Below are 19,134 nucleotides of genomic sequence, written 5' to 3'. Positions count from 1 at the left end.
GATTGATTAGCGCTGATTCTGCGCTAGGCATCCGCCGAATCACTCGAAAACAAAACGTAAGGTGAGCCGTGTATCCAATTCGATTTTACAACGAATTCACACCGACATCACCTCCTAAATATGACGTTTCGCACATGCCATTTCGCACACTTCGGATTTCACTTCGCCGGCGAGTTGCTTATACGAGTCTGATCTCCGCCGTGATTACGCGCCAAATACTCCGCAAACACCGACTTTGCGACGCGTAGTTGCTTCCCCACCCGGATTACCTTAAACTCTCCGGATCTCATCAACCTGTAAGCGGAATCTCGACCGACACGCATGATCTCTTGGACTTCGGTAACGTCAAGTACGGCCGGATATTCGTCGAAGTTTATCACACCTGCGCCAATAGCTTCGGCTGGCTTTGCGGTTTCTCCGGACCCTCCCGCTTTTAATTCGCGAATAACCTCCGCTCTAATATGCTCGATCAATACATTCAGAGCTTCTAACGTTTTTTTATCTAGTTCATTCATGTTGACGCCTACCCTTCGGATGAGATAAGCGCCATATTACACGAAATTTCCTTCTACGGACAAATTACGAAATTCTTACGCAAAACGACGAAACCAAACATATGTTCCCGCGTATTACATTCCATAAACGCAAACGAGCGGATTAACCGGCCGCCTAAACCGGTCAATCCACCCGATGTTGGCGGCGGGCTGCCAAACGGATTGCCGTCCGTAAGAGACGGTGATGTCTCTACCCGCCGCAAGATCGTCCGAAGTCCGCCAAAACTTCGGAATGTGCCGAAGATCCCGCCGTTTGCCGCCGGCGGAATCGCGATCTCCTCCGCCACAGCGCGCCGCCAACGCGCCGGAACATCATCGGAGAATCATCCGCCGGGCTTCCGGTGGATCGCGAAGTTGAGATCCGGAATACTATCGACGACGGGATACACGGAATCGCCGTACGAAAACCAACCGCTGTATACGTGGTCGTCGTCGCGGGCGCCGGTGAAGAATCCGATGTACACCGTCGGCGGCTTCCACATCGGACCGGTCTTATCCGCTCGCTCCCAACGCGCGGCGAGTAACTCTTCGACGTCACTTTCGTCGAGGCATATACCGAAATCCGTGTCGCCTTCGACGTAATACACGGTAATGCGATCGTAAGTCCTCGCGCTCATTACGCTTCTCCTCCGTTAAATTACGGCGTCGATCACGGCGTCAATGACGACAACGGCGAGCAACCGGAGCAACGCAGCGCGGCGCCGGCGGGAATTAGGCGGATGCGACGGCCGGTTCGGCGGAATGTAGATCGCATGCATTAGCGGACACCTCCTCCGGAAAGATGAAGCCAATAGCGGCCACTACCTCGGGCGTGACGTCCATGCAACCGAGTACGGCGCGCGGTGATGCGCCTGTGATGCGGCAGAAGCGGCGGGGATTCGTTACCAAGCGCTGATTGAAACCGATGAGAGAGACAAGAAAAAGTCCGTCGATTTGTACATAGCGGATTTGCATATATATCCTCCCTTAACGCATATAGTTTATCGTCTGACGTTTAACGATAGTGTATACGCCCTGTCGTTTAACGTCAAGCAATAATTTCCACTTGACTATCGTTTGATGTATAATGTTAAGCGGGAGAGGTGTTATCCAGTGCCACATATTCGGATCAAGCTCGGAGAAATAATCGAGCGAAACGAAGGTAAAATCACAAAAAACGCACTCGCGCGCGAGGCGAAAGTGCGTCCAAATTTGATATACGACTTGTGCGACGATAAGACAAAACGGATCGACCTCGAGACGCTGGCTATTATCATCGCGACACTTAACGAACTAACTGGAAAGAACTACAAAGTTGGGGACATCCTCGAGTATTTACCATGATTATTTCATTGGGGAGGGTTGGTGTGGATGAATTGGCTTGATCGGTTTAAGAAAGATAATAATTCAGCTAGACCGGCGGCACATCAAAGCCTATGTACGCAGTGCGGAACACCGGCCATGTATCAAATTCAAGGACACCTGCTGTGCCTCAATTGCTACCACAAATATCAACAAGTGAACGATATCCACCTAAATCACCTGTATAAACAAATGAACTTTTTAACTGATAGCATTGAGATGACTACTGGAATTCGAGGCCTTACACCAAAGTACGACGTTCGACCACCCACTTATTTTACTGGGAATATCAATGACATAAAAATAAAAGACAGCGTAGTTGGATCAGTAAACACTGGAAACCTTGAAAAACTAAATGTTTCACTGAGAAATGTAAGCGCAAGTGGCTCTGAACAACTTGCTTCTTTGTTAAAACATTTCGTAGAATCTGTCCTCTCAAGCGAATTGAAATTGGAGACTAAAAACGAAATCGTTGAACTTGTAGATACAATAGCCAACGAGGTGTCGACTCCAAAAGAAACAAGGAAGCCCAGCGTTATAAAATCCCTCATAAATAGTGTAAAGGAACTAACAACCGCAAGTAACGGTCTGTTCACTCTATGGGATAACGTGATAAAAATGATTTCATCGATTCTTTAGGTTGTGGTTGATATTGAAACGTAAAGTCCGCTTACGCTCCGATCGTGACTTTCGGAAGGCAGCGATGTCCCTTGCGGAAGTTACCGTCGTGCGGGATAACGAATACATAGGCGCCGGCCGGATATATTCGTTCGATGATGCGACGGTATTCTTTACGGATCAAACATATTATGTTCGAAGTGCTTGCAAGTTTTATACTGAAATATAAAAAGACGACGCAAAAATCACGTCGTCTTTTTTTCGAGCTTTATTGAAGAACAATATCGACCGTTTGTTCTGCTCCGATGGTTTCAAAACTTTCAGCATTAAATGGCCCACTCACCCTAAAACTTAGGCTCGTAATCTCTGAAACATCACTTTTGACCTCTACAACAATTTTCCCTTTCTTAACGACTTTACCGACGAACTCTCCCCCAACGTCGTCAGAATGGAATAACGACATGGCTGCCTCAGCTTGCTCCTTTGTGTTCAAGACTAGCGTCCCCTGATTAGGATGCCAACTAATTGTATCGGTTGACGTGTTTTCAACCTCAACATCAAGAATTACCGCATTAATTGGATCAAGATATGGAGAAGATTTGAACGCGGAATCGAGAGTTACCTTAGAAATTTTCATCTTCATCGGACCGCTCTCCATAGTTACGTTAACGTTGAAAGACTTCGCGCCGGTCGTGACCGGCGTAGGCGACGATCCCGTTTGTGTTCCTGCCTTACTGGTAATCGTAATAGTACGCGTTGCATTGTCAAAATTGACCTCGGCGCCCAATAATTCAGCAGCCGCACGGAGTGGAACGTAACTAGCCCCGTTGATAATTTGGATTTCCGCATTCGCTGTTTTACCATTGACCACCAATTTGATATCCGAGGCAGCGTACACACCGACCGACAGAGACACCACAGCAACCACAAGAAATGAAAACGCTAATAACATTTTCTTTTTCATTGATACACCCCGCTGTAAACTTATTCTATAAGTGATAATTCTTCATAATAAAACAAATTCCTACCTGGTAAATAAAATTATTATTTAGATACTTTTCCCAATTCCGACGAGGAGATCAAGCATCAGCGGACTGAGTTGCACTAGAATGTACCCGAGAGCGGCGTTTTGAAGGATGCTCATTCCGCGTTCGCGATTCCCGACCATGATAAAGAGGCAGCCGCCGGCAATCATCAATCCGGCGATGGGATACGATAACGCGACGATAAGGTCGATGAGAGGGTCGAAGGCGTGCAGGATCTTCCCTTTAATCGCGTCGCCAATGACCGGAATCGCATCGCCGGCCTCTATTGCGGCGGGAGCAGCGAACGCTTTTACGGCGCTGAGCGGCGATAATAACAGCGCCAACGGCACGCCGAACTCGAGCAGCGACTTCACGCGCGGATCATTCAGCCGACGGCGATCGATGAGCGGCGGCGCCTTCTGCGGATATTTGGCGGCCGGCGCCTCGTATTTGCGAAACAACTCAGTGTGCACTCCGCCCTTGACGCCGATCGTTACCGTTACCATTCGGAATCCCTCCCGGATTATTTGATTTCGTCCCACAGATGGACAACGACATCGAGCCCGTCGCACCATTCGGCGAGTTTCTTCCGGCGCTCCTCCGTCAGCGTGACCCATACGAGCCTCGGAAAGTAGCGGAGTTTCTCCTGGAATACGCCGGTCGCCTTGAGGCGCTTGTATCGCTCGATTTTCTCTCGGTTCTTACTCATGTGCTGCTTATGGTCGATTTCGAGAAAATGGCGCCGCAACTCATACACGAAATAGCTGTCGACGATGATGTGCGCCGCCCCTTCCCCGTCGGCCTTGATTCGCGCTTCGTTCTTCCAATCCACCGGCGCGCCGTAATGGATATACGCGTCGTTGCGCATCAGATAATGGCCGGCCGTAGATATCTTTTGGCGGACAACGGCGAAATTCACGCGCTCGCGCCCCGCTTTATTGAGATGGTACACGTTCTCGCCGGATTCACTCCGGAACGACGAAATATAGTCGCGCATCCCGTCGAGCACCTTGCGCGCATTCCGGTCGCTGCGGAGATCGTGAAGCCGCTGTAACTGGGCGCGTGTGGCGTAATCGAGTTTAGCTAATGTCGAGAGAATAGCGTCTTGCCGGGCGATCTTCCGGCGTTGGCTCTCTAACACTCGGCGTCTCCTCCTTCCTCGGCTTGATTACGATGTGCGGCCGAATTGTCCGGTCGATAAACTCGTTATCGATGAACGGCGTCTGCACGACTAGCTTCCGGTCGGTCCGGTAAATCGCGCGCCCCTTTATCAGCGGGAGCTCCTCGGCGCCGGATTCATCGAGAACAACGCGGCTCGCCATTTCGGTCGGAAGCCGGAAGCACAGGCGGGCGTCGCAATTCTGCTTCACCTGGCGCGGCAACGTATCGGCCGTCGGATACTGCGTCGCGTAAATTAACCGGTACCCGAGCCCGCCGCCGATCCGCGCAATTTCCGCGATGATATGCTCGCACTCCGCTTTCTTCCGTTTCACCTCCGCCACCGTCTCACCGGCACTCGCCAGCTCCGCCCCTTCGTCGATGATGATGAAATGGCGCCGATTCGTTTTCGCCTCCGTGATGTCTTCGTACCTCTTCGCGAGAAATTCCGCTTGCTGGCGGAGGATCTCCGCGTGCATCTTCCGGAGGGCTTCGAGACTTTCGTCTACGTTTTTAACGACTGTTTCGACCTGGCGGAGATCCTTGAACCGGTTAAACGACAGCCCGCCCTTTAAATCGATCAAGGTAAACCGGACATCCCTCGCCTGCGTAGTGGTTAACGTGGTGACGATGTTCTTCAAGAAGACGGATTTGCCGTATCGAGTCATGCCGGCGACAATCAAATGCGGTATTTGGTCGAAGTCATGGAACACGCCGCCCTCGCGCGCCTCTCCGACGCATATTTGCCATCCTAGGCAGCGCTGGACCATCGAGGAGTCATAAGACACCAGCGCGGGCATAGGCGCCTTGTAGACGCGTATACGAAGCGTACCGTCGTATTCCATGTCGATCTCCATCCGGTGCTTCCTGCCGGCGAGCAGCGCCTTTATTTGCGCGACGATATCGCCGTCGATTCGCAGCGTCCGGAGATCATCGACCGATAAGTCGAGAATCCCGCGCCGATGGTTCAATCCGTCCTCAATGTGCGCCTTCTTCGCCTTGACCTCGTCGAAGGATAATCCGAGCGGCAAGCGGTAGACGTATTCGGTGCCCCATTCGTATTTCCGTTTCCGGAGCAAATGGATCGTCCGGAGCTTTCCGCCCTCCTTTACGTTGATTCCGCAGTTGTTCGCGATCCGCTGGATCTTGCTCGCATCCGTCACGCCCTTCCCGTCGAGGAACGTCCACGCCAGCAGCCCGCCGGCCACCGCGACTCCGAATATTTCGAGTATCAATCGCATCACCTTCCTGCCAACAATTTCAAAGGGTTTCCGATGTGCGCCGCGCCACCGTCTCCGATGGATATCCGATAGGATAGTGTGACTTCGGCGGCACCGAATGGGACGGGGGAATATCCGCGGGGCTCCGCCGTTTGGCACCGTCCGCGGCACCGTGTGAATACGTCGCCGAGATCCGGTACGTACCGAGTCAGCTATCCGATCGGCGTCGGCGGTACTTTCCGCGGTCATTTCCGCCGGCCTTGATAAACGATATGGGGTGCGGTTTGTCCATTATTCAAATTAATTTGCCGATAGTTTAAAAAATTTGATTTGTGTACATGATGGTTAACGGGAGGCGATGATCTTATGTTTGGATTGGGGAAACCCCGCAGCAAATTCGGGAAATATTTAGACGAACGAGGAATAAAGCAGCAATGGGTGGCGGAGAAAAGCGGAGTCAGCCGCGGAACAATAAGTCAACTCGCGATCGATGACGAAAGGGTTCCGAATTTCCGTAACGCGCAGAAGATCGAAAAAGTTCTTCGCCAAGTTGATCCATTATTCAGCGCGTCAAAATTTTGGAACGTGTGAAGGCGTTGATTCGCCGGCACGATTCGGATAAAATAATTTTACGAACTAAACCGTAGGCCTTCGCATATAACCGTGTACCCTCGGATTAGCGGCGGAATGGCTACGTAAAGGCATTCGTGAGCTTAACGGATGTACACCGTGTTTCCTAAACTGTGCGTCGCGGGTTCGAATCCCGCCGTGGCGCGCCAGAAATTACCCCTTGCATTCAATACTAGTCCATGATATATTAGTTCATGTCGTCGCTCGATGAACGCGACAACGTCGAGACGTGGCTCAGCTTGGTAGAGCGCTTGCTTCGGGAGCAAGAGGTCGCAGGTTCGAATCCTGTCGTCTCGACCATTCCATAACAAATAATAAACCGTCCGCTCGGGTCGCCCCGAACGCGACGGTTTTTCGTTTTTGTTACGAGCTTTTCGCTTGCTTCTCTTGATCCACCCACTTACGAAGCGCCGCGTTCAACTGTTGTTCCGAAGCGAGCAGCTTCGGCAGCAGCGATTTGATCGCGGCCCCGTCCTCGGCTTCCACCGCCTTCGTGAACTCTTCGAACAGCGCTTTGCGCTTCTTCATCGCTTCGCCGCTTTCCTTCGCGAACCGTTCCATTTTCGCTTTCGCTTCGTCCTGCTTCCATTCACGAGATTGCTGCTTCAGCTCCCGCATTTCGCCCATCAGCGCGACCCGCTCGTCCATCGTTTGCTTCCACGCTTCGACCGTGTCCGGCGCATACTTCTCCGCCAACAGCTGCATATACATCGCGTGGTGCGTCGGGGACGCCATGACGCGGACCTGGGCGCGATGATGCCCGCCGTGCTCGTCCGGACGTTCGGCCGCCGCCGCGTTCCCCGCCGTGCCGAGTCCCACCAACAGCGCAATCGCAGCCGGTACATACCAACGCATCGTTCGCCACCTGCCTCCTTGGAAATGTTACCTTCCGTATGGTTCGCAAACGACTGGCAAAATATGTACGCAAGGATGCGTCCTTTCCCGGGCGTGGTATAATAATCGCAAAACGGGAGGGTGGGACAAGCATGCAGTGGGTCGCTATGATTTCTATGTTTCTTGATCATTTCGGGAAGAGCTGGTTCCCGCATGCGCCGATCTGGCAAATCGTCGGCAGACTGGCGTTTCCGATTTACGCTTATTTCATCGCGGTCGGCATGAACCGCACCCGCAGCATGCCGGGCTATATCCGAAGGCTTGCCGTCCTCGCGGCGCTGTCCCAAATTCCGTTCTCTCTGCTTTTCAACACATGGACGATCAACGTCATCGGCACGTTCTTCGTATCCGTCGGCGCGCTGTATTTGATGGAACGCATGCCGAACGATCCGATGCGTTATTTATGGCCCGCCGCCGCCGCGCTGCTCATGGAGCTCGTCTCGTTCGACTACGGCGCCTACGGCTTGTTGTTAATCGTCATTTATCGATATACGCGGGGTCATGCGATGCTGCTCGCTCACCTCGCGCTCAATCTCGCTTACGTGGCGTGGACCGGCGCGGCGCTGCAGCTGTTCAGCCTCATTCCGACCGTCCTCTTTGCGTATCTTACGTTGTCGCAGCGCTTCGACTCGTACCGCGTGCCGAGCTGGTTATGGCGCTCGTTCTATCCGGCGCATCTCGCCGCCTTGTACGCGTCCCTTATCCTCTTGCAGCGATAACGATCATGGCGACGGCATTGAAAATCATATGGGCGGCGATCAGCACGCCGATATCGCCCGTCCGTCGGTATGTCCGGCACCACACCAAACCGAGCAGGAAGTATCCCAAATAAGCGGAATAATTGTGATGGGCCAGCGCGAACAACGCGGAGCTGCCCGCGGCCGCCGGCCAAAACCCCGCAAACTTCGAAAACCATCCGTACAAAGCCTTCCGATAAATCAATTCCTCAAGAATGGCCGAGAACAAGACGCTGCTAATAACGACCCCCAAACTGAGCGAAAGGACGGTCGGAGGCGGCGGGATGCGCAGGCCGTATTGGACGATGACGATCCCCGCGGCTTGCGCCATGATCCCCTGCGTCACTGCGAAAAAAGCGGGCTCCCAAAACCGCGCCGTCTTCAGCGCGGCCCAATCGTATTGTTTCAATTCCTTCCGGAATAGCGCGCAGGCGAATAACACGAACCCGAGAGGCGGCCAAATCGCGGAGGCGGCCGTCGGCCAAAGCAGCTGGAGGAGCAAAATGGCGGCGGCCGCCCCGAGCAGCGACAACAAGCGCCAATCCAAGCGAGCAATCATGATAGTTACGTCCTCCCCTAAAAAAATAACAAAGTTCACCGATTATGCATCGAGTGAACTTTGTCATCCGCTAACTATGAAAGTAAACATGATGTAAAGAATTATTGCTTGCGCTGCAGTTCAGCAGGAACTTCCGGACGGTACCAGTATGCGGAGCTTGCGCTCGTCATTACCACCGTCGCGATTGCGGCCAGAACGGCATTCGCCATCAGTGCGATGCGATATTTCATCTCATTCACCTCCTTTCAAGATGACCTGCAGCAGCATAAGCTGGCGGTGTAAGGGAAAGGGATTGTGAAAAGAATGCCAGCGCTAACTCCGGACTCTGTAACCAAAAGTTCGAAAGTACTATCAGGATGCTAGCAATCTTAAAATGCAATGTGTATTTCGGACCCAATAAATTCAAATGCATGATGTCTTTGGTAGGAGCATATACAATTACAAGAAAAAATGCAAGTAGATTTAATACAAATCCTGTATTCCAATAGGGAATCGGCAAAAATAATAGAACTAGAAATATACTAATCGAAATCAGATTGCATAACTTCGAGGTCGGCAGATGCATGCCCCCGCTGAAAAACCGGAGCGTGACGAAGGCGACCAAGAGCATCAGCGCGTCGAGGAATCGTCCGGTCGCAAGACCGACGAAAAGCACGGTGATCGTGACGAGCAAGGCGTTCAACACGACTTCCAGCGAAAACATCAACACGTCCATGGATGCGGCTTGCGCGTTATTGTTTCGGATAAAGACCGCGATTCTCGTCGCCAGTTTCGTTATCAAGGCTTCTTCCTCCGCAATACGTTAAATCTTTCATCGATTTCCTGCATATTAAACTTGTAAGTAATATACAATCCAATCAAAGAGATAATGATCATCGACCCGAAAATGATAAACAGGTAGTGGTTCAACTCATGCCGGAAATAGCTGAGGAGACCGAATTGGATTAGGCTGATCGCGCAGATGAAGAACGTCGCGATGAAGAAATCTTTCAGCTGCAGATTGCGCTTTTGGAGCCGGAATCGGTTCGTAATGAACATAAATCCGAGACGTTTCCTCTCCATAATGTACACGATGGTCAGGTTGATCAGGAACGAGAGAAACATCAACAAATTTCGCGTCAACTGGCTCGTCATCATTTGTTCGACCGTAATGACGTTAAATGACGTAAACACCACGATAATCGCGGTTTGCATGCCGGTGCTGACGAGGTATCCCGTGCCCCAAATGAGCGATGAAAATAAAAAAGGGATGCGGAGCAGTACGATCGATAAGATAATCCCGGTCATCGCGATCGATAGCGCGTAATAATCCTTGTTCATCAACACGTAATCATGTACCAGCATGACGGCGATGAATACGAACTGAATGACGAGAAGCCGTTTCCAGTATAGCATAATCGGGATTCTATAAATCGCCAGCGAAATAATCGTAAATCCGGTGAAATCTAAGAATGAAAAGAATAAATTTATTAAAAATTGTAGATCTAGCGTCATAGGTTTCAGCTCACCACTTTGATAGGTTCTAGTCTCAATGTACATCAAAAAGGGAAGGTTGTCGAACACAATTTTCGATCTAAAGTATTTGTCCCACAGCGCTGTAAGCGCTCCCTGAGACATGGGAAAAAGGCCGTCCCTATAGAGACGGCCTTGCGTATAGCTTAGCTTCCTTCCCCGTGATTCGCCCGGGAATGCTGGCGGTTTTTAACCTTCTTCGAGCCGGACAGCGGTTCGACGGGGTGCGCAGGATCCTTGCGGTGCTTCGCCGGATTTTCGTGATTTTGTCCGATGTGCGGGTCGATCGTGAAAGTGCCTCTTTTGCTCATGGCCTTTAGCTCTCCCCTGCCTGATGATTTTGCTCGGCTTCGTGACGCTGCGAGGCGACGTTGAGCCGGTCCTGATGGCGCCGGTCGTTTTTATCCTGATTTCGCTGCTGATTTTCTAACGCCGGCAGCTCGGGACCGTCCAACGAGGCGACAACGTTCGACAAGTTTTTGTCGACTCCGTTCGGCGATTTCGTCATGGGTTCGTCAGCCCCTTCAGTTGTTGTGCGCACTCGTGAATATGGCGGACATAGTCTTCGATCAACGTCTGAACGATGTCTCGCCGTTCGTCGGTCGTCACATCGTCCCGCTCCGCGTCCACGAGATCCACCCGAACCTCCCGATTGTCGACGTACTCGACGCGGAAGTCGAAGTTATACATGCTGCGGCCCGCCGTGATAATGTGAATATGAAGCACGTTCGAATCCTTCGCGTCGGGGGCGACGCTCGCCTTGTCGGATGGGTTGAGCAGTCTCGGCAGCGTTTCGTTCCACGCCTTCGCCAGTTCTTCCGCATTCACGGTCCATTCGGCCGTTTTGGTCATCCTGACAACACCTCCGTTTTTTAAGGTGGGATTCCCGGAGGGGTTTTATGCGTGCCAAATCGTTAACAAAAAAAAGAGAGCGGCGATCCGCTCCCGTTGTTTCGTATGTATGGCAGAGAGGGTGGGATTCGAACCCACGGTAGCCTTGCGACTACGGCGGTTTTCAAGACCGCTGCCTTAAACCACTCGACCACCTCTCCGCGACAATCTGCATTGTACCACATTTGGGTGTGTCGCTACAATGCCTTACTTCTTGGCAATGCGCGTCACGCCGCCCATGTACGGTACTAAAGCTTCCGGCACAAGCACGCTGCCATCCGCTTGCTGATAATTCTCAAGGATCGCGGCGATCGTTCGGTCGACCGCGAGGCCAGACCCGTTCAACGTATGGACGAATTCCGGCTTCGACTTCGCGTCCCGGCGGAACCGAATTTGCGCCCGTCTCGCTTGGAAGTCCTCCGTGTTGCTGCAGGACGAAATTTCGCGGTACATGGCCGCGCTCGGCAGCCACACCTCGAGATCGTACGTCTTCGCCGCAGAGAAGCCGATATCGCCTGTACAGAGCGCCAACACACGGTACGGAAGCCCGAGCTTCTCAAGCACCTTCTCCGCGTTCGCCGTCATCGTCTCGAGCTCTTCGTACGACGTTTCCGGCGTCGTAATCTTGATCAGCTCGACCTTATGGAACTGATGGAGTCGGATCAGACCGCGCGTATCGCGTCCAGCCGAGCCGGCCTCGGAGCGGAAGCATGCGCTGTACGCCGTATAATACTTCGGCAAATCGTCCGCGCTCAAAATTTCCTCGCGATGGAAGTTGGTGACCGGCACCTCCGCCGTAGGCACCAAGAAGTAATCCATGCCCTCTAATTTGAAGACGTCTTCCGCGAATTTAGGCAGCTGTCCCGTACCTCTCAAGCTGTCGCTGTTGACGATCATCGGCGGCGTCAGCTCTTCGTAGCCGTGCTCGCCGGTATGGAGGTCCAGCATGAAGTTAATCAATGCCCGCTCCAGACGCGCCCCTAACCCTTTATAGAACACGAATCTGGAACCGGTCACCTTGCTCGCCGCTTCCGTATCGACAATGCCGAGCTCCGCGGCGATTTCCCAATGCGGCTTTGGCTCGAAATCGAATGAACGCGGCTCCAGCAAACGACGAATTTCGACGTTTTCCGTTTCGTTCGCGCCGACCGGAACGCTCTCGTGCGGGACGTTCGGAATCGACATGACGATGGCGTCCAGCTGCTCTTCGACGACGCGAATTTCGTCATCCAGCGCTTTGATGCGGTCCGAAACGTCCCTCATCTCGACGATCAGCGCTTCCGCGTCTTCGCCGGCTTTTTTCTTCCGAGCCACTTCCTGCGACACCGTGTTGCGCCGATTTTTCAAAGATTCGCTTTCCTGCAGCAGCTCCCGGCGGCGGCTGTCCAAATCGGTGAACTGCTCGAGATCTGTCAGCGGCTTTCCGCGCGAGATCAGCGACTGCTTTACCCGTTCGAAATCGTTTCGCAGCAATTTCGTATCTAACACTACTTACAACCTCCCAGGCGGCTGCCAGCGACTATGCGCGATACTCGCGCACCATTTCTATGAAATACATATGCATGCTGTTGTCGTCCGTCAATTCCGGATGGAACGATGCCCCGAGCAAATGCTCCTGCCGCACCGCGACGATCCCGTCCTTATATGTAGCCAGTACGTCCACGCCGTCGCCGGCGCTTTCGATGAGCGGCGCCCGAATGAAGACGGCGCGCACCGGACGGTTCCAGTTTTTCATGTCCAAATCGATCTCGAAGCTTTCCCGTTGACGACCGAAGGCATTGCGCGCGACCGTAATGTCCATCAAACCCAGATGCGTCTCCTCTTGGCCGACGATTCGCTGCGCCAACACGATGAGGCCTGCGCACGTGCCGAAGATCGGCTTTTTGCTGGCCGAAAATTCGCGTATGGCATCGATAAAATCGTACGTCCGCATCAACTTGCCGATCGTCGTGCTTTCCCCGCCGGGAATGATGAGCCCGTCCAGCTCGGCGAGCTGTTCCGCCCGCTTGACGACCGTTCCTTTCGCGCCGCAGCTTTCGATGCTGCGAATATGCTCGGCCACCGCGCCCTGCAGCGCCAGTACCCCGACGTTCATCTTGCCCGCACCCGCTTTCATTTCCCTTTTCCAATATGTGAAAAAGCGGGGAGTTTTACCAACCCCGCTCCTGCATTCTTTGATTCGATTCGAGCTTCGAAATTTCGATGCCCTTCATCGGCGTGCCCAAGTTTTTGGACAGCTCCGCGATCAGAGCGAAATCCGTGTAATGCGTCGTCGCTTCGACGATTGCCTTCGCGAATTTCTCCGGGTTGTCCGACTTGAAAATGCCGGATCCGACGAAGACGCCGTCCGCGCCGAGGTGCATCATGAGCGCCGCGTCCGCCGGTGTCGCTACGCCGCCTGCCGCGAAGTTGACGACCGGGAGCTTGCCGTTCTCGTGTACGTACAGCAGCAGCTCGTACGGCGCGCCCAAGTTTTTCGCTTCGGCCATCAGCTCGTCTTTGGACATGCTCTGCACCTTGCGGATTTGCGCGTTGATCATCCGCATGTGGCGTACCGCTTCGACGATGTTGCCCGTGCCCGGCTCGCCCTTCGTCCGGATCATCGATGCGCCTTCGCCGATGCGGCGGAGCGCTTCGCCGAGGTCGCGCGCGCCGCATACGAACGGCACCGTGAAATCGTGCTTGTTGATATGATAAACTTCGTCCGCCGGCGTCAATACTTCGCTCTCGTCGATGTAGTCAACCCCGAGAGACTCGAGAATTTTCGCCTCGACGAAGTGCCCGATCCGCGCTTTCGCCATGACTGGAATCGTGACGACCTTCGTCACTTCCTCCACGATCGTCGGGTCTGCCATCCGTGCGACGCCGCCGGCCGCGCGAATGTCGGCAGGCACTCTCTCCAGCGCCATGACCGCCGATGCTCCGGCCGCCTCCGCGATCTTCGCCTGCTCCGCATTCATGACGTCCATGATGACGCCGCCTTTTTGCATTTCAGCCATCCCGCGCTTGACGCGAAGAGTCCCCGTTTGCACCATGTTTCTTGCCCTCCGATTCTTATCCGATACTAATGATTACTGAAAGTATATTTTACACATTCCCAAGCGTGTTAGCAATACAAGCGGCCTTATTTAAACAGGCCCACGATGCCTCCGAAGAGGCCGGAGAAGAAGCCGCCGATGCCGCGCATCATCATGCGGAACCATCCGGCCTTCTCGACGTCCTCCGTCACGATGAGCGGCACTTCCATTTTCAAATCGCCGTACGTGACCTCGACGGTGCCGACTTGGTCCTCCGCCTTCAACGGAGCGGACAGCTGCTCCGGCGGATACACCTTCGCCTCGAGCTGAGGCGTCGCTTCCTCCGTCTTCGGGACCACGAGCTGAATGCCTTCGCCGACGACGACCGGCACGTCCTGCTTGAGACCGTTCCGGATATGCACCGTCTTCACGTCGGGCAATTCCGTCTTCGCGGCCAAGATCGTCCGCTTCTCGAAGGTGTTAAAGCCGTAATCGAGCAGCTTGCGCGTTTCCATGAACCGGGCGTGCTCGGATTCCGCCCCCATGACGACGCTGATGAGGCGCATGCCGTCACGCTCGGCCGTGCCCGTGAAGCAATATCCGGCATCCGAAGTATGCCCCGTTTTCAGCCCGTCGAGCCCTTCATAGGCATATTTTCGTAAATTCGGGTTGTCTTTATTCGCCTCGACCATCCAGTTCCAGTTGACCATCGGCTTCGGATCGTTCTCGTTGAATTTCAGAGAAGGAATTTTCGTAATTTCTAGCACTTCCGGATGCTCCAATATGATCGCCTGCGCCAATTTCGCAGCGTCCAGCGCGGTTAGCAGCGTCTCGCCTTCGATGCTCGCCGGCGCATATTCTCCCATATCTCTGCGAGACAAACCGGTAGAATTAATAAAATGAGTGCCGGAAGAAAGGCCGAGCTTTTTCGCCGTATCGTTCATCAACTTCGCGAACTGTTCTTCCGTGCCCGCGATATGCTCCGCGAACGCCACGGCCGCATCGTTGCCGGAGTAGATGGACAACAGCTCGAACACCTTGCGTGCGTCGTAGGATTCGCCTTCGGCCATTTGCTGCCCGGATCCGATCGCGTCCGCAGCGGCCTTCGTCGTATAGATCATCGTATCCCAAGTCATGCGCCCCGCTTCGATTTCTTCCATGACCAAATATTCCGTCATCATCTTGGTCATGCTGGCGGGTTGATAGGGTTGGTCCTCGTTTTCGGCATACAAAATTTGTCCGGTTTCCGCGTCCATCAAGACGGCAGCCCTCACGTTCAACCCGAGATCGACTTGCTCGGCGGCTTGCGCGGCTTGCATGAACGGCGAGAACGTTTGAGCCAGAATGATGCACGTGACAAGCATTGCCCACCGGCTGAAACGTTTCGTTAGCATAACAGTCATTCCCCTTCGCGAATAGATTTGCATTTTTCTATTGTATCATAGGTTCAGAGACAGCCAAAGCGGCGAGGGGCCCAATACAAAAAAAGGAAGACGGGTTTCCCCGTCCTCCCTTGTCGCTACATCGAGTAGTTCGGCGCTTCTTTCGTGATTTGCACGTCGTGCGGGTGGCTTTCTCTAAGGCCTGCGCCCGTGATCTTGATGAACTGCGTGTCCAAACGAAGTTCATCGATCGTACGCGTGCCGCAGTAGCCCATGCCGGCGCGCAAACCGCCAACGAGCTGATGGATCGTGTCCTTGAGCGGCCCTTTGTACGGTACGCGCCCTTCGATGCCTTCCGGAACGAGTTTGCTTTCGTTCTCCTGGAAGTATCGATCCTTGCTGCCTTCCTTCATCGCGCCGATGGAGCCCATGCCCCGGTACACCTTGAAGCGGCGGCCTTGGAAAATTTCCGATTCGCCCGGGCTCTCCTCGGTTCCTGCGAACAGGGAGCCGATCATGACCGCGTTGGCGCCCGCTGCGATCGCCTTCGTGACGTCTCCGGAATATTTGATGCCGCCGTCCGCGATGATCGGCACGTTATACTCCTTCGCGACGTTCGCGCAGTCGTAGATGGCCGTCACCTGCGGCACGCCGATGCCGGCGATGACCCGCGTCGTGCAGATCGAACCCGGGCCGATGCCGACCTTGACGACGGAGGCGCCCGCCTCGATCAGATCGCGCGTCGCTTCGCCCGTTGCCACGTTGCCCGCGATGATAAGCAGGTTCGGATACGCCTGCCGGAGCTTACGCACCGTCTCGATAATGTTGACGTGCGCGCCGTGGGCCGAGTCGACGACGAGAATGTCGATCTCCGCCTCGACGAGCGCCGCTACGCGCTCGAACGTATCTTTGCTGATGCCGACCGCAGCGCCGACGACGAGGCGGCCTTGCGCGTCCTTCGCGGCGTTCGGGAATTGGATGGCCTTCTCGATATCCTTGATCGTAATAAGGCCTTTCAACTGGTAATTGTCGTCGACGATCGGCAGCTTTTCGATTTTGTGCTGCTGCAGGATGACTTCCGCCTGCCGGAGCGTCGTGCCGACCGGCGCGGTAACCAGGTTGTCCTTCGTCATGACTTCTCTGATCTTGATGGAGTAGTCATGGACGAAACGAAGGTCGCGGTTCGTAATGATGCCGACCAGCTTATTGTCGCCGTCGACGATCGGCACGCCCGAGATTCGGTACTTGCCCATCAACTCTTCGGCGTCATAGACGTGATGTTCCGGCGTCAAGGAGAACGGGTTCGTGATGACGCCGCTCTCGGACCGCTTGACGCGGTCGACTTCCTCCGCCTGCTGCGCGATGGACATATTCTTATGAATAATGCCGATGCCGCCCTCCCGGGCGATCGCAACGGCCAAAGCCGACTCGGTAACGGTATCCATGCCCGCGCTGAGAAGCGGAATGTTCAATTGCAAGTTCGGTCCGAGCTTCGTCGACACGTCCACTTCCCGGGGCAGTACGTCCGAACGGCGAGGGACCAGCAGAACATCGTCGAAAGTCAGACCTTCTTTTGCAAACTTATTTTCCCAAGCCAAGGGAGACCCTCCTCGATTTTCATTACAGCCAATAGTAACAGAGTCAAATTTACGGGTCAAGAAAGGCTATAGCGCGTAATTGCAATTCGCATTCCATAGTAAGTATTGATGAATGCCTTGTTCCTTCAAAGCGCGGATTTGTTCGCGTACCTCTTCTTTCCCGTATTTTTGATGCGGATGAACCCAAGTCGCCGTAAACTGCTGCAGCCAAGGGCGGATTTGCGCCGCGTGCTCGCCGTTTCGCTTAAGCGCCTCGCTGCGGGCTCTGGCGTCCTTCACCGCCATCGATACGATTGTGTAAGGCCGTAAATCCGGGTGCTTCACCCCATAGCTCCCTGTCGCATAATGGGACGGATAAATCATTGGGGAAACGACGTCGACCTCCTGCACCAGGAGCTCCCACTTTTGTCCGATGCCCATGCCGTTCTTCGTCGTCGTCGTCAGCCCGAACACGTCCGCCGACACGCGTCCGCCGACGGCATGAATTTCCTGAGAGGCGGTGCGCAGAAAACGCTGAATAATTTGATCCTTCGTCTCCCCGTTGTCGTTCGCGAACGCCGCGTTTCGCTTTAGATCGCCGACTTGTTCAGGGAATCGGACATAATCGAATTGAACCTCGTCGAATCCTAAGCCGATCGCTTCCTTCGCCAAATCGATATTGTACCGCCATGTCTCTTCCTTATATGGGTCTAGCCAAGCCAAGCCTTTCTTATTTTTCCAAACGGCCCCGCTTTTTGTTCGAATCGCCCATTCCGTTTTTTTCGATACGGCGTACGGGTCTTTAAAGGTGACGATTCGCGCGATGGTGTAAATCCCCTGCTGCTTCAAGGTCTTGATCACATTGCCCATATCCCGAACTTTCGCATTGGCATCGGAGCCCAGCGCCTTAGCCGTCTCAACTTGTGAAGGGTACGTAATACGGCCGTAGTCATTTTTCACGTCGATGACCACGGCGTTCAATTCGGTGTTTTGCAGCAAATTCACGATGTTGCGCCATTTCGCCCCGGTTAACGCGTGCGATGAGACATATACCCCCTTGATATCATTCCGAAGCTCGGGCAGGGGGGGAGCCTGTCGCGTCGATGGAGAGGCTGCATGGAGATTCATTCGGGATGATGCGGTGTTGCGGTCCGGCGCTCCCTTGGGGACATGCTTCGGCTGCTGCGGGGCGTTCGCCTCGCCAGCCTTAGGTAACGAGGGTTCGATCTGCCTTGCGGTTCCGTCAGCCGCCTGCCGAGGCGCCGCAACGTTCGGACTTTGCTCTGCGGTTCGAGGCGACTGCATCGATCCGGCGCACCCGGTCGACAAGACGGTTAAGATACACAAACTTGCAAATAAACGTCGATATTTGCTCATTCATGATCCACCTCCTTGGATTAGTATGGAGGAGGGCAGGAAGAGCGATACCGAGCAATGTATGGAACCGCAGCACGGGACAAATCGATATACAGCAAAAAACGCCCCGTTCGCGTGAGCGAATCGAGGCGTTCTTGTCGGCTTGGCAGCGTCCTACTCTCCCGGGACCCTGCGGTCCAAGTACCATCGGCGCTGGAAGGCTTAACGTTCGTGTTCGGGATGGGTACGCGTGGTTCCCTTCCGCCATTACCACCAAACCTAAGTGATGTTTCCGCCAAGAAACATCGATTGTTGGTTCAAGAAGACTTGCCCCCTGAAAACTGGATGCGAATCGAACGAAACATCGTATGGCTGGGGTCCCCGCAAAGTACTCGGAATCCGCTTCGAAGCGACTCGTCACTTTGTGGGGTGTAGTTGGATAAGTCCTCGACCGATTAGTATTCGTCAGCTCCACGCATTGCTGCGCTTCCACCTCGAACCTATCAACCATGTCGTCTACATGGGGTCTTCAAGCAGGGAAATCTCATCTTGAGGGGGGCTTCACGCTTAGATGCTTTCAGCGCTTATCCCTTCCGTACTTGGCTACCCAGCGATGCTCCTGGCGGAACAACTGGTACACCAGCGGTACGTCCATCCCGGTCC

26 protein-coding genes, 2 tRNA genes and 2 rRNA genes are annotated in these 19,134 nt (G+C 54.0%); 5 read left to right on the top strand and 25 right to left on the bottom strand.

Annotated elements, in window-relative coordinates; all coding sequences use genetic code 11:
* Positions 1 to 158: 158 nt before the first annotated feature.
* The 3 genes from VE009_RS20635 to VE009_RS20625 all read right to left on the bottom strand — a co-directional run bounded on the left by VE009_RS20635 (position 159) and on the right by VE009_RS20625 (position 1,508).
* The gene (locus tag VE009_RS20635; RefSeq protein ID WP_325010932.1) at positions 159 to 515 is read right to left on the bottom strand and encodes a helix-turn-helix domain-containing protein; all 357 of its coding nucleotides are present in this window, start codon (positions 513 to 515) and stop codon (positions 159 to 161) included.
* A 362-nt stretch (positions 516 to 877) separates the two neighbouring features.
* Entirely contained in the window at positions 878 to 1,171 is a 294-nt protein-coding gene (locus VE009_RS20630; RefSeq protein WP_325010930.1) for a hypothetical protein, read from the bottom strand.
* 94 nt (positions 1,172 to 1,265) lie between these two features.
* On the bottom strand, positions 1,266 to 1,508 hold the full coding sequence (locus VE009_RS20625) for a hypothetical protein (protein WP_325010928.1): 243 nt from the start codon (positions 1,506 to 1,508) through the stop codon (positions 1,266 to 1,268).
* Positions 1,509 to 1,613: 105 nt separating this feature from the next.
* Between VE009_RS20625 and VE009_RS20620 the strand changes: the two genes are divergently transcribed.
* Complete coding sequence (locus tag VE009_RS20620; protein WP_325010926.1) at positions 1,614 to 1,877, top strand: helix-turn-helix transcriptional regulator; 264 nt, start codon at positions 1,614 to 1,616, stop codon at positions 1,875 to 1,877.
* Positions 1,878 to 1,904: 27 nt separating this feature from the next.
* Complete coding sequence (locus tag VE009_RS20615; protein WP_325010924.1) at positions 1,905 to 2,534, top strand: hypothetical protein; 630 nt, start codon at positions 1,905 to 1,907, stop codon at positions 2,532 to 2,534.
* Between the two features lie 247 nt (positions 2,535 to 2,781).
* Here VE009_RS20615 and VE009_RS20610 read toward each other — a convergent pair whose 3' ends face one another.
* The 4 genes from VE009_RS20610 to VE009_RS20595 all read right to left on the bottom strand — a co-directional run bounded on the left by VE009_RS20610 (position 2,782) and on the right by VE009_RS20595 (position 5,931).
* Positions 2,782 to 3,477 carry a stalk domain-containing protein gene (locus VE009_RS20610; protein WP_325010922.1) on the bottom strand — a complete coding sequence of 232 codons (696 nt, stop codon included), beginning with the start codon at positions 3,475 to 3,477 and terminating at the stop codon, positions 2,782 to 2,784.
* A gap of 84 nt (positions 3,478 to 3,561) precedes the next feature.
* Positions 3,562 to 4,044 (bottom strand): hypothetical protein, encoded by a 483-nt coding sequence (locus tag VE009_RS20605; protein ID WP_325010920.1) that lies wholly within the window; start codon positions 4,042 to 4,044, stop codon positions 3,562 to 3,564.
* A 17-nt stretch (positions 4,045 to 4,061) separates the two neighbouring features.
* Positions 4,062 to 4,679 (bottom strand): replication-relaxation family protein, encoded by a 618-nt coding sequence (locus tag VE009_RS20600; RefSeq protein ID WP_325010918.1) that lies wholly within the window; start codon positions 4,677 to 4,679, stop codon positions 4,062 to 4,064.
* On the bottom strand, positions 4,618 to 5,931 hold the full coding sequence (locus VE009_RS20595) for an FtsK/SpoIIIE domain-containing protein (RefSeq protein ID WP_325010916.1): 1,314 nt from the start codon (positions 5,929 to 5,931) through the stop codon (positions 4,618 to 4,620). The genes VE009_RS20600 and VE009_RS20595 overlap by 62 nt, the downstream gene beginning before the upstream one ends.
* A gap of 351 nt (positions 5,932 to 6,282) precedes the next feature.
* On the opposite strand from VE009_RS20595, the gene VE009_RS20590 reads away from it, so the two are divergent.
* Positions 6,283 to 6,507: a helix-turn-helix transcriptional regulator gene (locus tag VE009_RS20590; protein ID WP_325010914.1), complete on the top strand. Its 225-nt coding sequence runs from the start codon at positions 6,283 to 6,285 to the stop codon at positions 6,505 to 6,507.
* Between the two features lie 262 nt (positions 6,508 to 6,769).
* Positions 6,770 to 6,846 (top strand) — tRNA-Pro (locus tag VE009_RS20585).
* A 63-nt stretch (positions 6,847 to 6,909) separates the two neighbouring features.
* Here the strand turns inward: VE009_RS20585 and VE009_RS20580 are convergent.
* The gene (locus VE009_RS20580; RefSeq protein WP_325010912.1) at positions 6,910 to 7,401 is read right to left on the bottom strand and encodes a hypothetical protein; all 492 of its coding nucleotides are present in this window, start codon (positions 7,399 to 7,401) and stop codon (positions 6,910 to 6,912) included.
* A gap of 131 nt (positions 7,402 to 7,532) precedes the next feature.
* On the opposite strand from VE009_RS20580, the gene VE009_RS20575 reads away from it, so the two are divergent.
* Positions 7,533 to 8,159 carry a TraX family protein gene (locus VE009_RS20575; RefSeq protein WP_325010910.1) on the top strand — a complete coding sequence of 209 codons (627 nt, stop codon included), beginning with the start codon at positions 7,533 to 7,535 and terminating at the stop codon, positions 8,157 to 8,159.
* On the opposite strand, the gene VE009_RS20570 is transcribed toward VE009_RS20575, so the two are convergent.
* The 17 genes from VE009_RS20570 to VE009_RS20490 all read right to left on the bottom strand — a co-directional run.
* Positions 8,140 to 8,736 (bottom strand): CPBP family intramembrane glutamic endopeptidase, encoded by a 597-nt coding sequence (locus VE009_RS20570; RefSeq protein ID WP_325010908.1) that lies wholly within the window; start codon positions 8,734 to 8,736, stop codon positions 8,140 to 8,142. The two genes, VE009_RS20575 and VE009_RS20570, sit on opposite strands and share 20 nt — an antisense overlap.
* 101 nt (positions 8,737 to 8,837) lie before the next feature.
* The gene (locus tag VE009_RS20565; protein WP_325010906.1) at positions 8,838 to 8,966 is read right to left on the bottom strand and encodes a cyclic lactone autoinducer peptide; all 129 of its coding nucleotides are present in this window, start codon (positions 8,964 to 8,966) and stop codon (positions 8,838 to 8,840) included.
* Positions 8,967 to 8,971: 5 nt separating this feature from the next.
* Positions 8,972 to 9,517 carry an accessory gene regulator B family protein gene (locus VE009_RS20560; RefSeq protein ID WP_325010905.1) on the bottom strand — a complete coding sequence of 182 codons (546 nt, stop codon included), beginning with the start codon at positions 9,515 to 9,517 and terminating at the stop codon, positions 8,972 to 8,974.
* Positions 9,514 to 10,131, bottom strand: coding sequence for a hypothetical protein (locus VE009_RS20555; RefSeq protein ID WP_325010903.1), 618 nt, complete (start codon positions 10,129 to 10,131; stop codon positions 9,514 to 9,516). Before VE009_RS20555 ends, VE009_RS20560 begins: the two co-directional genes overlap by 4 nt.
* Positions 10,132 to 10,394: 263 nt before the next feature.
* Entirely contained in the window at positions 10,395 to 10,559 is a 165-nt protein-coding gene (locus tag VE009_RS20550) for a small acid-soluble spore protein P (protein WP_325010901.1), read from the bottom strand.
* A 5-nt stretch (positions 10,560 to 10,564) separates the two neighbouring features.
* Complete coding sequence (locus VE009_RS20545; RefSeq protein WP_325010900.1) at positions 10,565 to 10,756, bottom strand: hypothetical protein; 192 nt, start codon at positions 10,754 to 10,756, stop codon at positions 10,565 to 10,567.
* Complete coding sequence (locus VE009_RS20540) at positions 10,753 to 11,100, bottom strand: hypothetical protein (RefSeq protein WP_325010898.1); 348 nt, start codon at positions 11,098 to 11,100, stop codon at positions 10,753 to 10,755. The genes VE009_RS20545 and VE009_RS20540 overlap by 4 nt, the downstream gene beginning before the upstream one ends.
* 110 nt (positions 11,101 to 11,210) lie before the next feature.
* Positions 11,211 to 11,300, bottom strand: a tRNA-Ser gene (locus VE009_RS20535).
* Between the two features lie 46 nt (positions 11,301 to 11,346).
* A complete protein-coding gene (gene serS / locus VE009_RS20530; RefSeq protein ID WP_325010896.1) occupies positions 11,347 to 12,627 on the bottom strand; it encodes a serine--tRNA ligase in 1,281 nt (426 codons plus the stop codon).
* Between the two features lie 31 nt (positions 12,628 to 12,658).
* The gene (gene pdxT / locus VE009_RS20525) at positions 12,659 to 13,234 is read right to left on the bottom strand and encodes a pyridoxal 5'-phosphate synthase glutaminase subunit PdxT (protein WP_325010894.1); all 576 of its coding nucleotides are present in this window, start codon (positions 13,232 to 13,234) and stop codon (positions 12,659 to 12,661) included.
* Between the two features lie 55 nt (positions 13,235 to 13,289).
* Positions 13,290 to 14,174: a pyridoxal 5'-phosphate synthase lyase subunit PdxS gene (gene pdxS / locus VE009_RS20520; RefSeq protein WP_325010892.1), complete on the bottom strand. Its 885-nt coding sequence runs from the start codon at positions 14,172 to 14,174 to the stop codon at positions 13,290 to 13,292.
* 89 nt (positions 14,175 to 14,263) lie between these two features.
* Complete coding sequence (locus tag VE009_RS20515) at positions 14,264 to 15,550, bottom strand: D-alanyl-D-alanine carboxypeptidase family protein (RefSeq protein ID WP_325010890.1); 1,287 nt, start codon at positions 15,548 to 15,550, stop codon at positions 14,264 to 14,266.
* Positions 15,551 to 15,675: 125 nt separating this feature from the next.
* Complete coding sequence (gene guaB / locus VE009_RS20510; protein ID WP_325010888.1) at positions 15,676 to 17,136, bottom strand: IMP dehydrogenase; 1,461 nt, start codon at positions 17,134 to 17,136, stop codon at positions 15,676 to 15,678.
* A 66-nt stretch (positions 17,137 to 17,202) separates the two neighbouring features.
* Complete coding sequence (locus VE009_RS20505; RefSeq protein WP_325011463.1) at positions 17,203 to 18,243, bottom strand: putative glycoside hydrolase; 1,041 nt, start codon at positions 18,241 to 18,243, stop codon at positions 17,203 to 17,205.
* Between the two features lie 115 nt (positions 18,244 to 18,358).
* Entirely contained in the window at positions 18,359 to 18,496 is a 138-nt protein-coding gene (locus VE009_RS20500; protein ID WP_325011478.1) for a hypothetical protein, read from the bottom strand.
* 136 nt (positions 18,497 to 18,632) lie between these two features.
* Positions 18,633 to 18,749: ribosomal RNA gene (rrf, locus tag VE009_RS20495) — 5S ribosomal RNA — on the bottom strand.
* A 157-nt stretch (positions 18,750 to 18,906) separates the two neighbouring features.
* A 23S ribosomal RNA gene (locus VE009_RS20490) occupies positions 18,907 to 19,134 on the bottom strand; the annotation flags it as partial.

The organism is Paenibacillus sp. (assembly GCF_035645195.1).
Lineage (GTDB): Bacteria > Bacillota > Bacilli > Paenibacillales > YIM-B00363 > Paenibacillus_AE.
Note: the sequence above shows the minus strand (reverse complement) of the source record. Positions and strands in the feature narration are given on the sequence as shown.

What these genes read in the sequence shown, in the direction of transcription:
- VE009_RS20635 (WP_325010932.1), bottom strand. Translation starts at nt 515, where the DNA reads ATGAATGAACTAGATAAAAAAACGTTAGAAGCTCTGAATGTATTGATC.
- pdxS (WP_325010892.1), bottom strand. Translation starts at nt 14,174, where the DNA reads ATGGTGCAAACGGGGACTCTTCGCGTCAAGCGCGGGATGGCTGAAATG.
- VE009_RS20570 (WP_325010908.1), bottom strand. Translation starts at nt 8,736, where the DNA reads ATGATTGCTCGCTTGGATTGGCGCTTGTTGTCGCTGCTCGGGGCGGCC.
- VE009_RS20545 (WP_325010900.1), bottom strand. Translation starts at nt 10,756, where the DNA reads ATGACGAAATCGCCGAACGGAGTCGACAAAAACTTGTCGAACGTTGTC.
- VE009_RS20605 (WP_325010920.1), bottom strand. Translation starts at nt 4,044, where the DNA reads ATGGTAACGGTAACGATCGGCGTCAAGGGCGGAGTGCACACTGAGTTG.
- VE009_RS20590 (WP_325010914.1), top strand. Translation starts at nt 6,283, where the DNA reads ATGTTTGGATTGGGGAAACCCCGCAGCAAATTCGGGAAATATTTAGAC.
- VE009_RS20615 (WP_325010924.1), top strand. Translation starts at nt 1,905, where the DNA reads ATGAATTGGCTTGATCGGTTTAAGAAAGATAATAATTCAGCTAGACCG.
- VE009_RS20515 (WP_325010890.1), bottom strand. Translation starts at nt 15,550, where the DNA reads ATGCTAACGAAACGTTTCAGCCGGTGGGCAATGCTTGTCACGTGCATC.
- VE009_RS20620 (WP_325010926.1), top strand. Translation starts at nt 1,614, where the DNA reads ATGTATAATGTTAAGCGGGAGAGGTGTTATCCAGTGCCACATATTCGG.
- VE009_RS20575 (WP_325010910.1), top strand. Translation starts at nt 7,533, where the DNA reads ATGCAGTGGGTCGCTATGATTTCTATGTTTCTTGATCATTTCGGGAAG.
- VE009_RS20550 (WP_325010901.1), bottom strand. Translation starts at nt 10,559, where the DNA reads ATGAGCAAAAGAGGCACTTTCACGATCGACCCGCACATCGGACAAAAT.
- VE009_RS20580 (WP_325010912.1), bottom strand. Translation starts at nt 7,401, where the DNA reads ATGCGTTGGTATGTACCGGCTGCGATTGCGCTGTTGGTGGGACTCGGC.
- VE009_RS20505 (WP_325011463.1), bottom strand. Translation starts at nt 18,243, where the DNA reads ATGAATCTCCATGCAGCCTCTCCATCGACGCGACAGGCTCCCCCCCTG.
- VE009_RS20610 (WP_325010922.1), bottom strand. Translation starts at nt 3,477, where the DNA reads ATGAAAAAGAAAATGTTATTAGCGTTTTCATTTCTTGTGGTTGCTGTG.
- VE009_RS20540 (WP_325010898.1), bottom strand. Translation starts at nt 11,100, where the DNA reads ATGACCAAAACGGCCGAATGGACCGTGAATGCGGAAGAACTGGCGAAG.
- VE009_RS20625 (WP_325010928.1), bottom strand. Translation starts at nt 1,508, where the DNA reads ATGCAAATCCGCTATGTACAAATCGACGGACTTTTTCTTGTCTCTCTC.
- pdxT (WP_325010894.1), bottom strand. Translation starts at nt 13,234, where the DNA reads ATGAACGTCGGGGTACTGGCGCTGCAGGGCGCGGTGGCCGAGCATATT.
- VE009_RS20630 (WP_325010930.1), bottom strand. Translation starts at nt 1,171, where the DNA reads ATGAGCGCGAGGACTTACGATCGCATTACCGTGTATTACGTCGAAGGC.
- VE009_RS20500 (WP_325011478.1), bottom strand. Translation starts at nt 18,496, where the DNA reads ATGAATGAGCAAATATCGACGTTTATTTGCAAGTTTGTGTATCTTAAC.
- VE009_RS20565 (WP_325010906.1), bottom strand. Translation starts at nt 8,966, where the DNA reads ATGAAATATCGCATCGCACTGATGGCGAATGCCGTTCTGGCCGCAATC.
- VE009_RS20555 (WP_325010903.1), bottom strand. Translation starts at nt 10,131, where the DNA reads ATGCTATACTGGAAACGGCTTCTCGTCATTCAGTTCGTATTCATCGCC.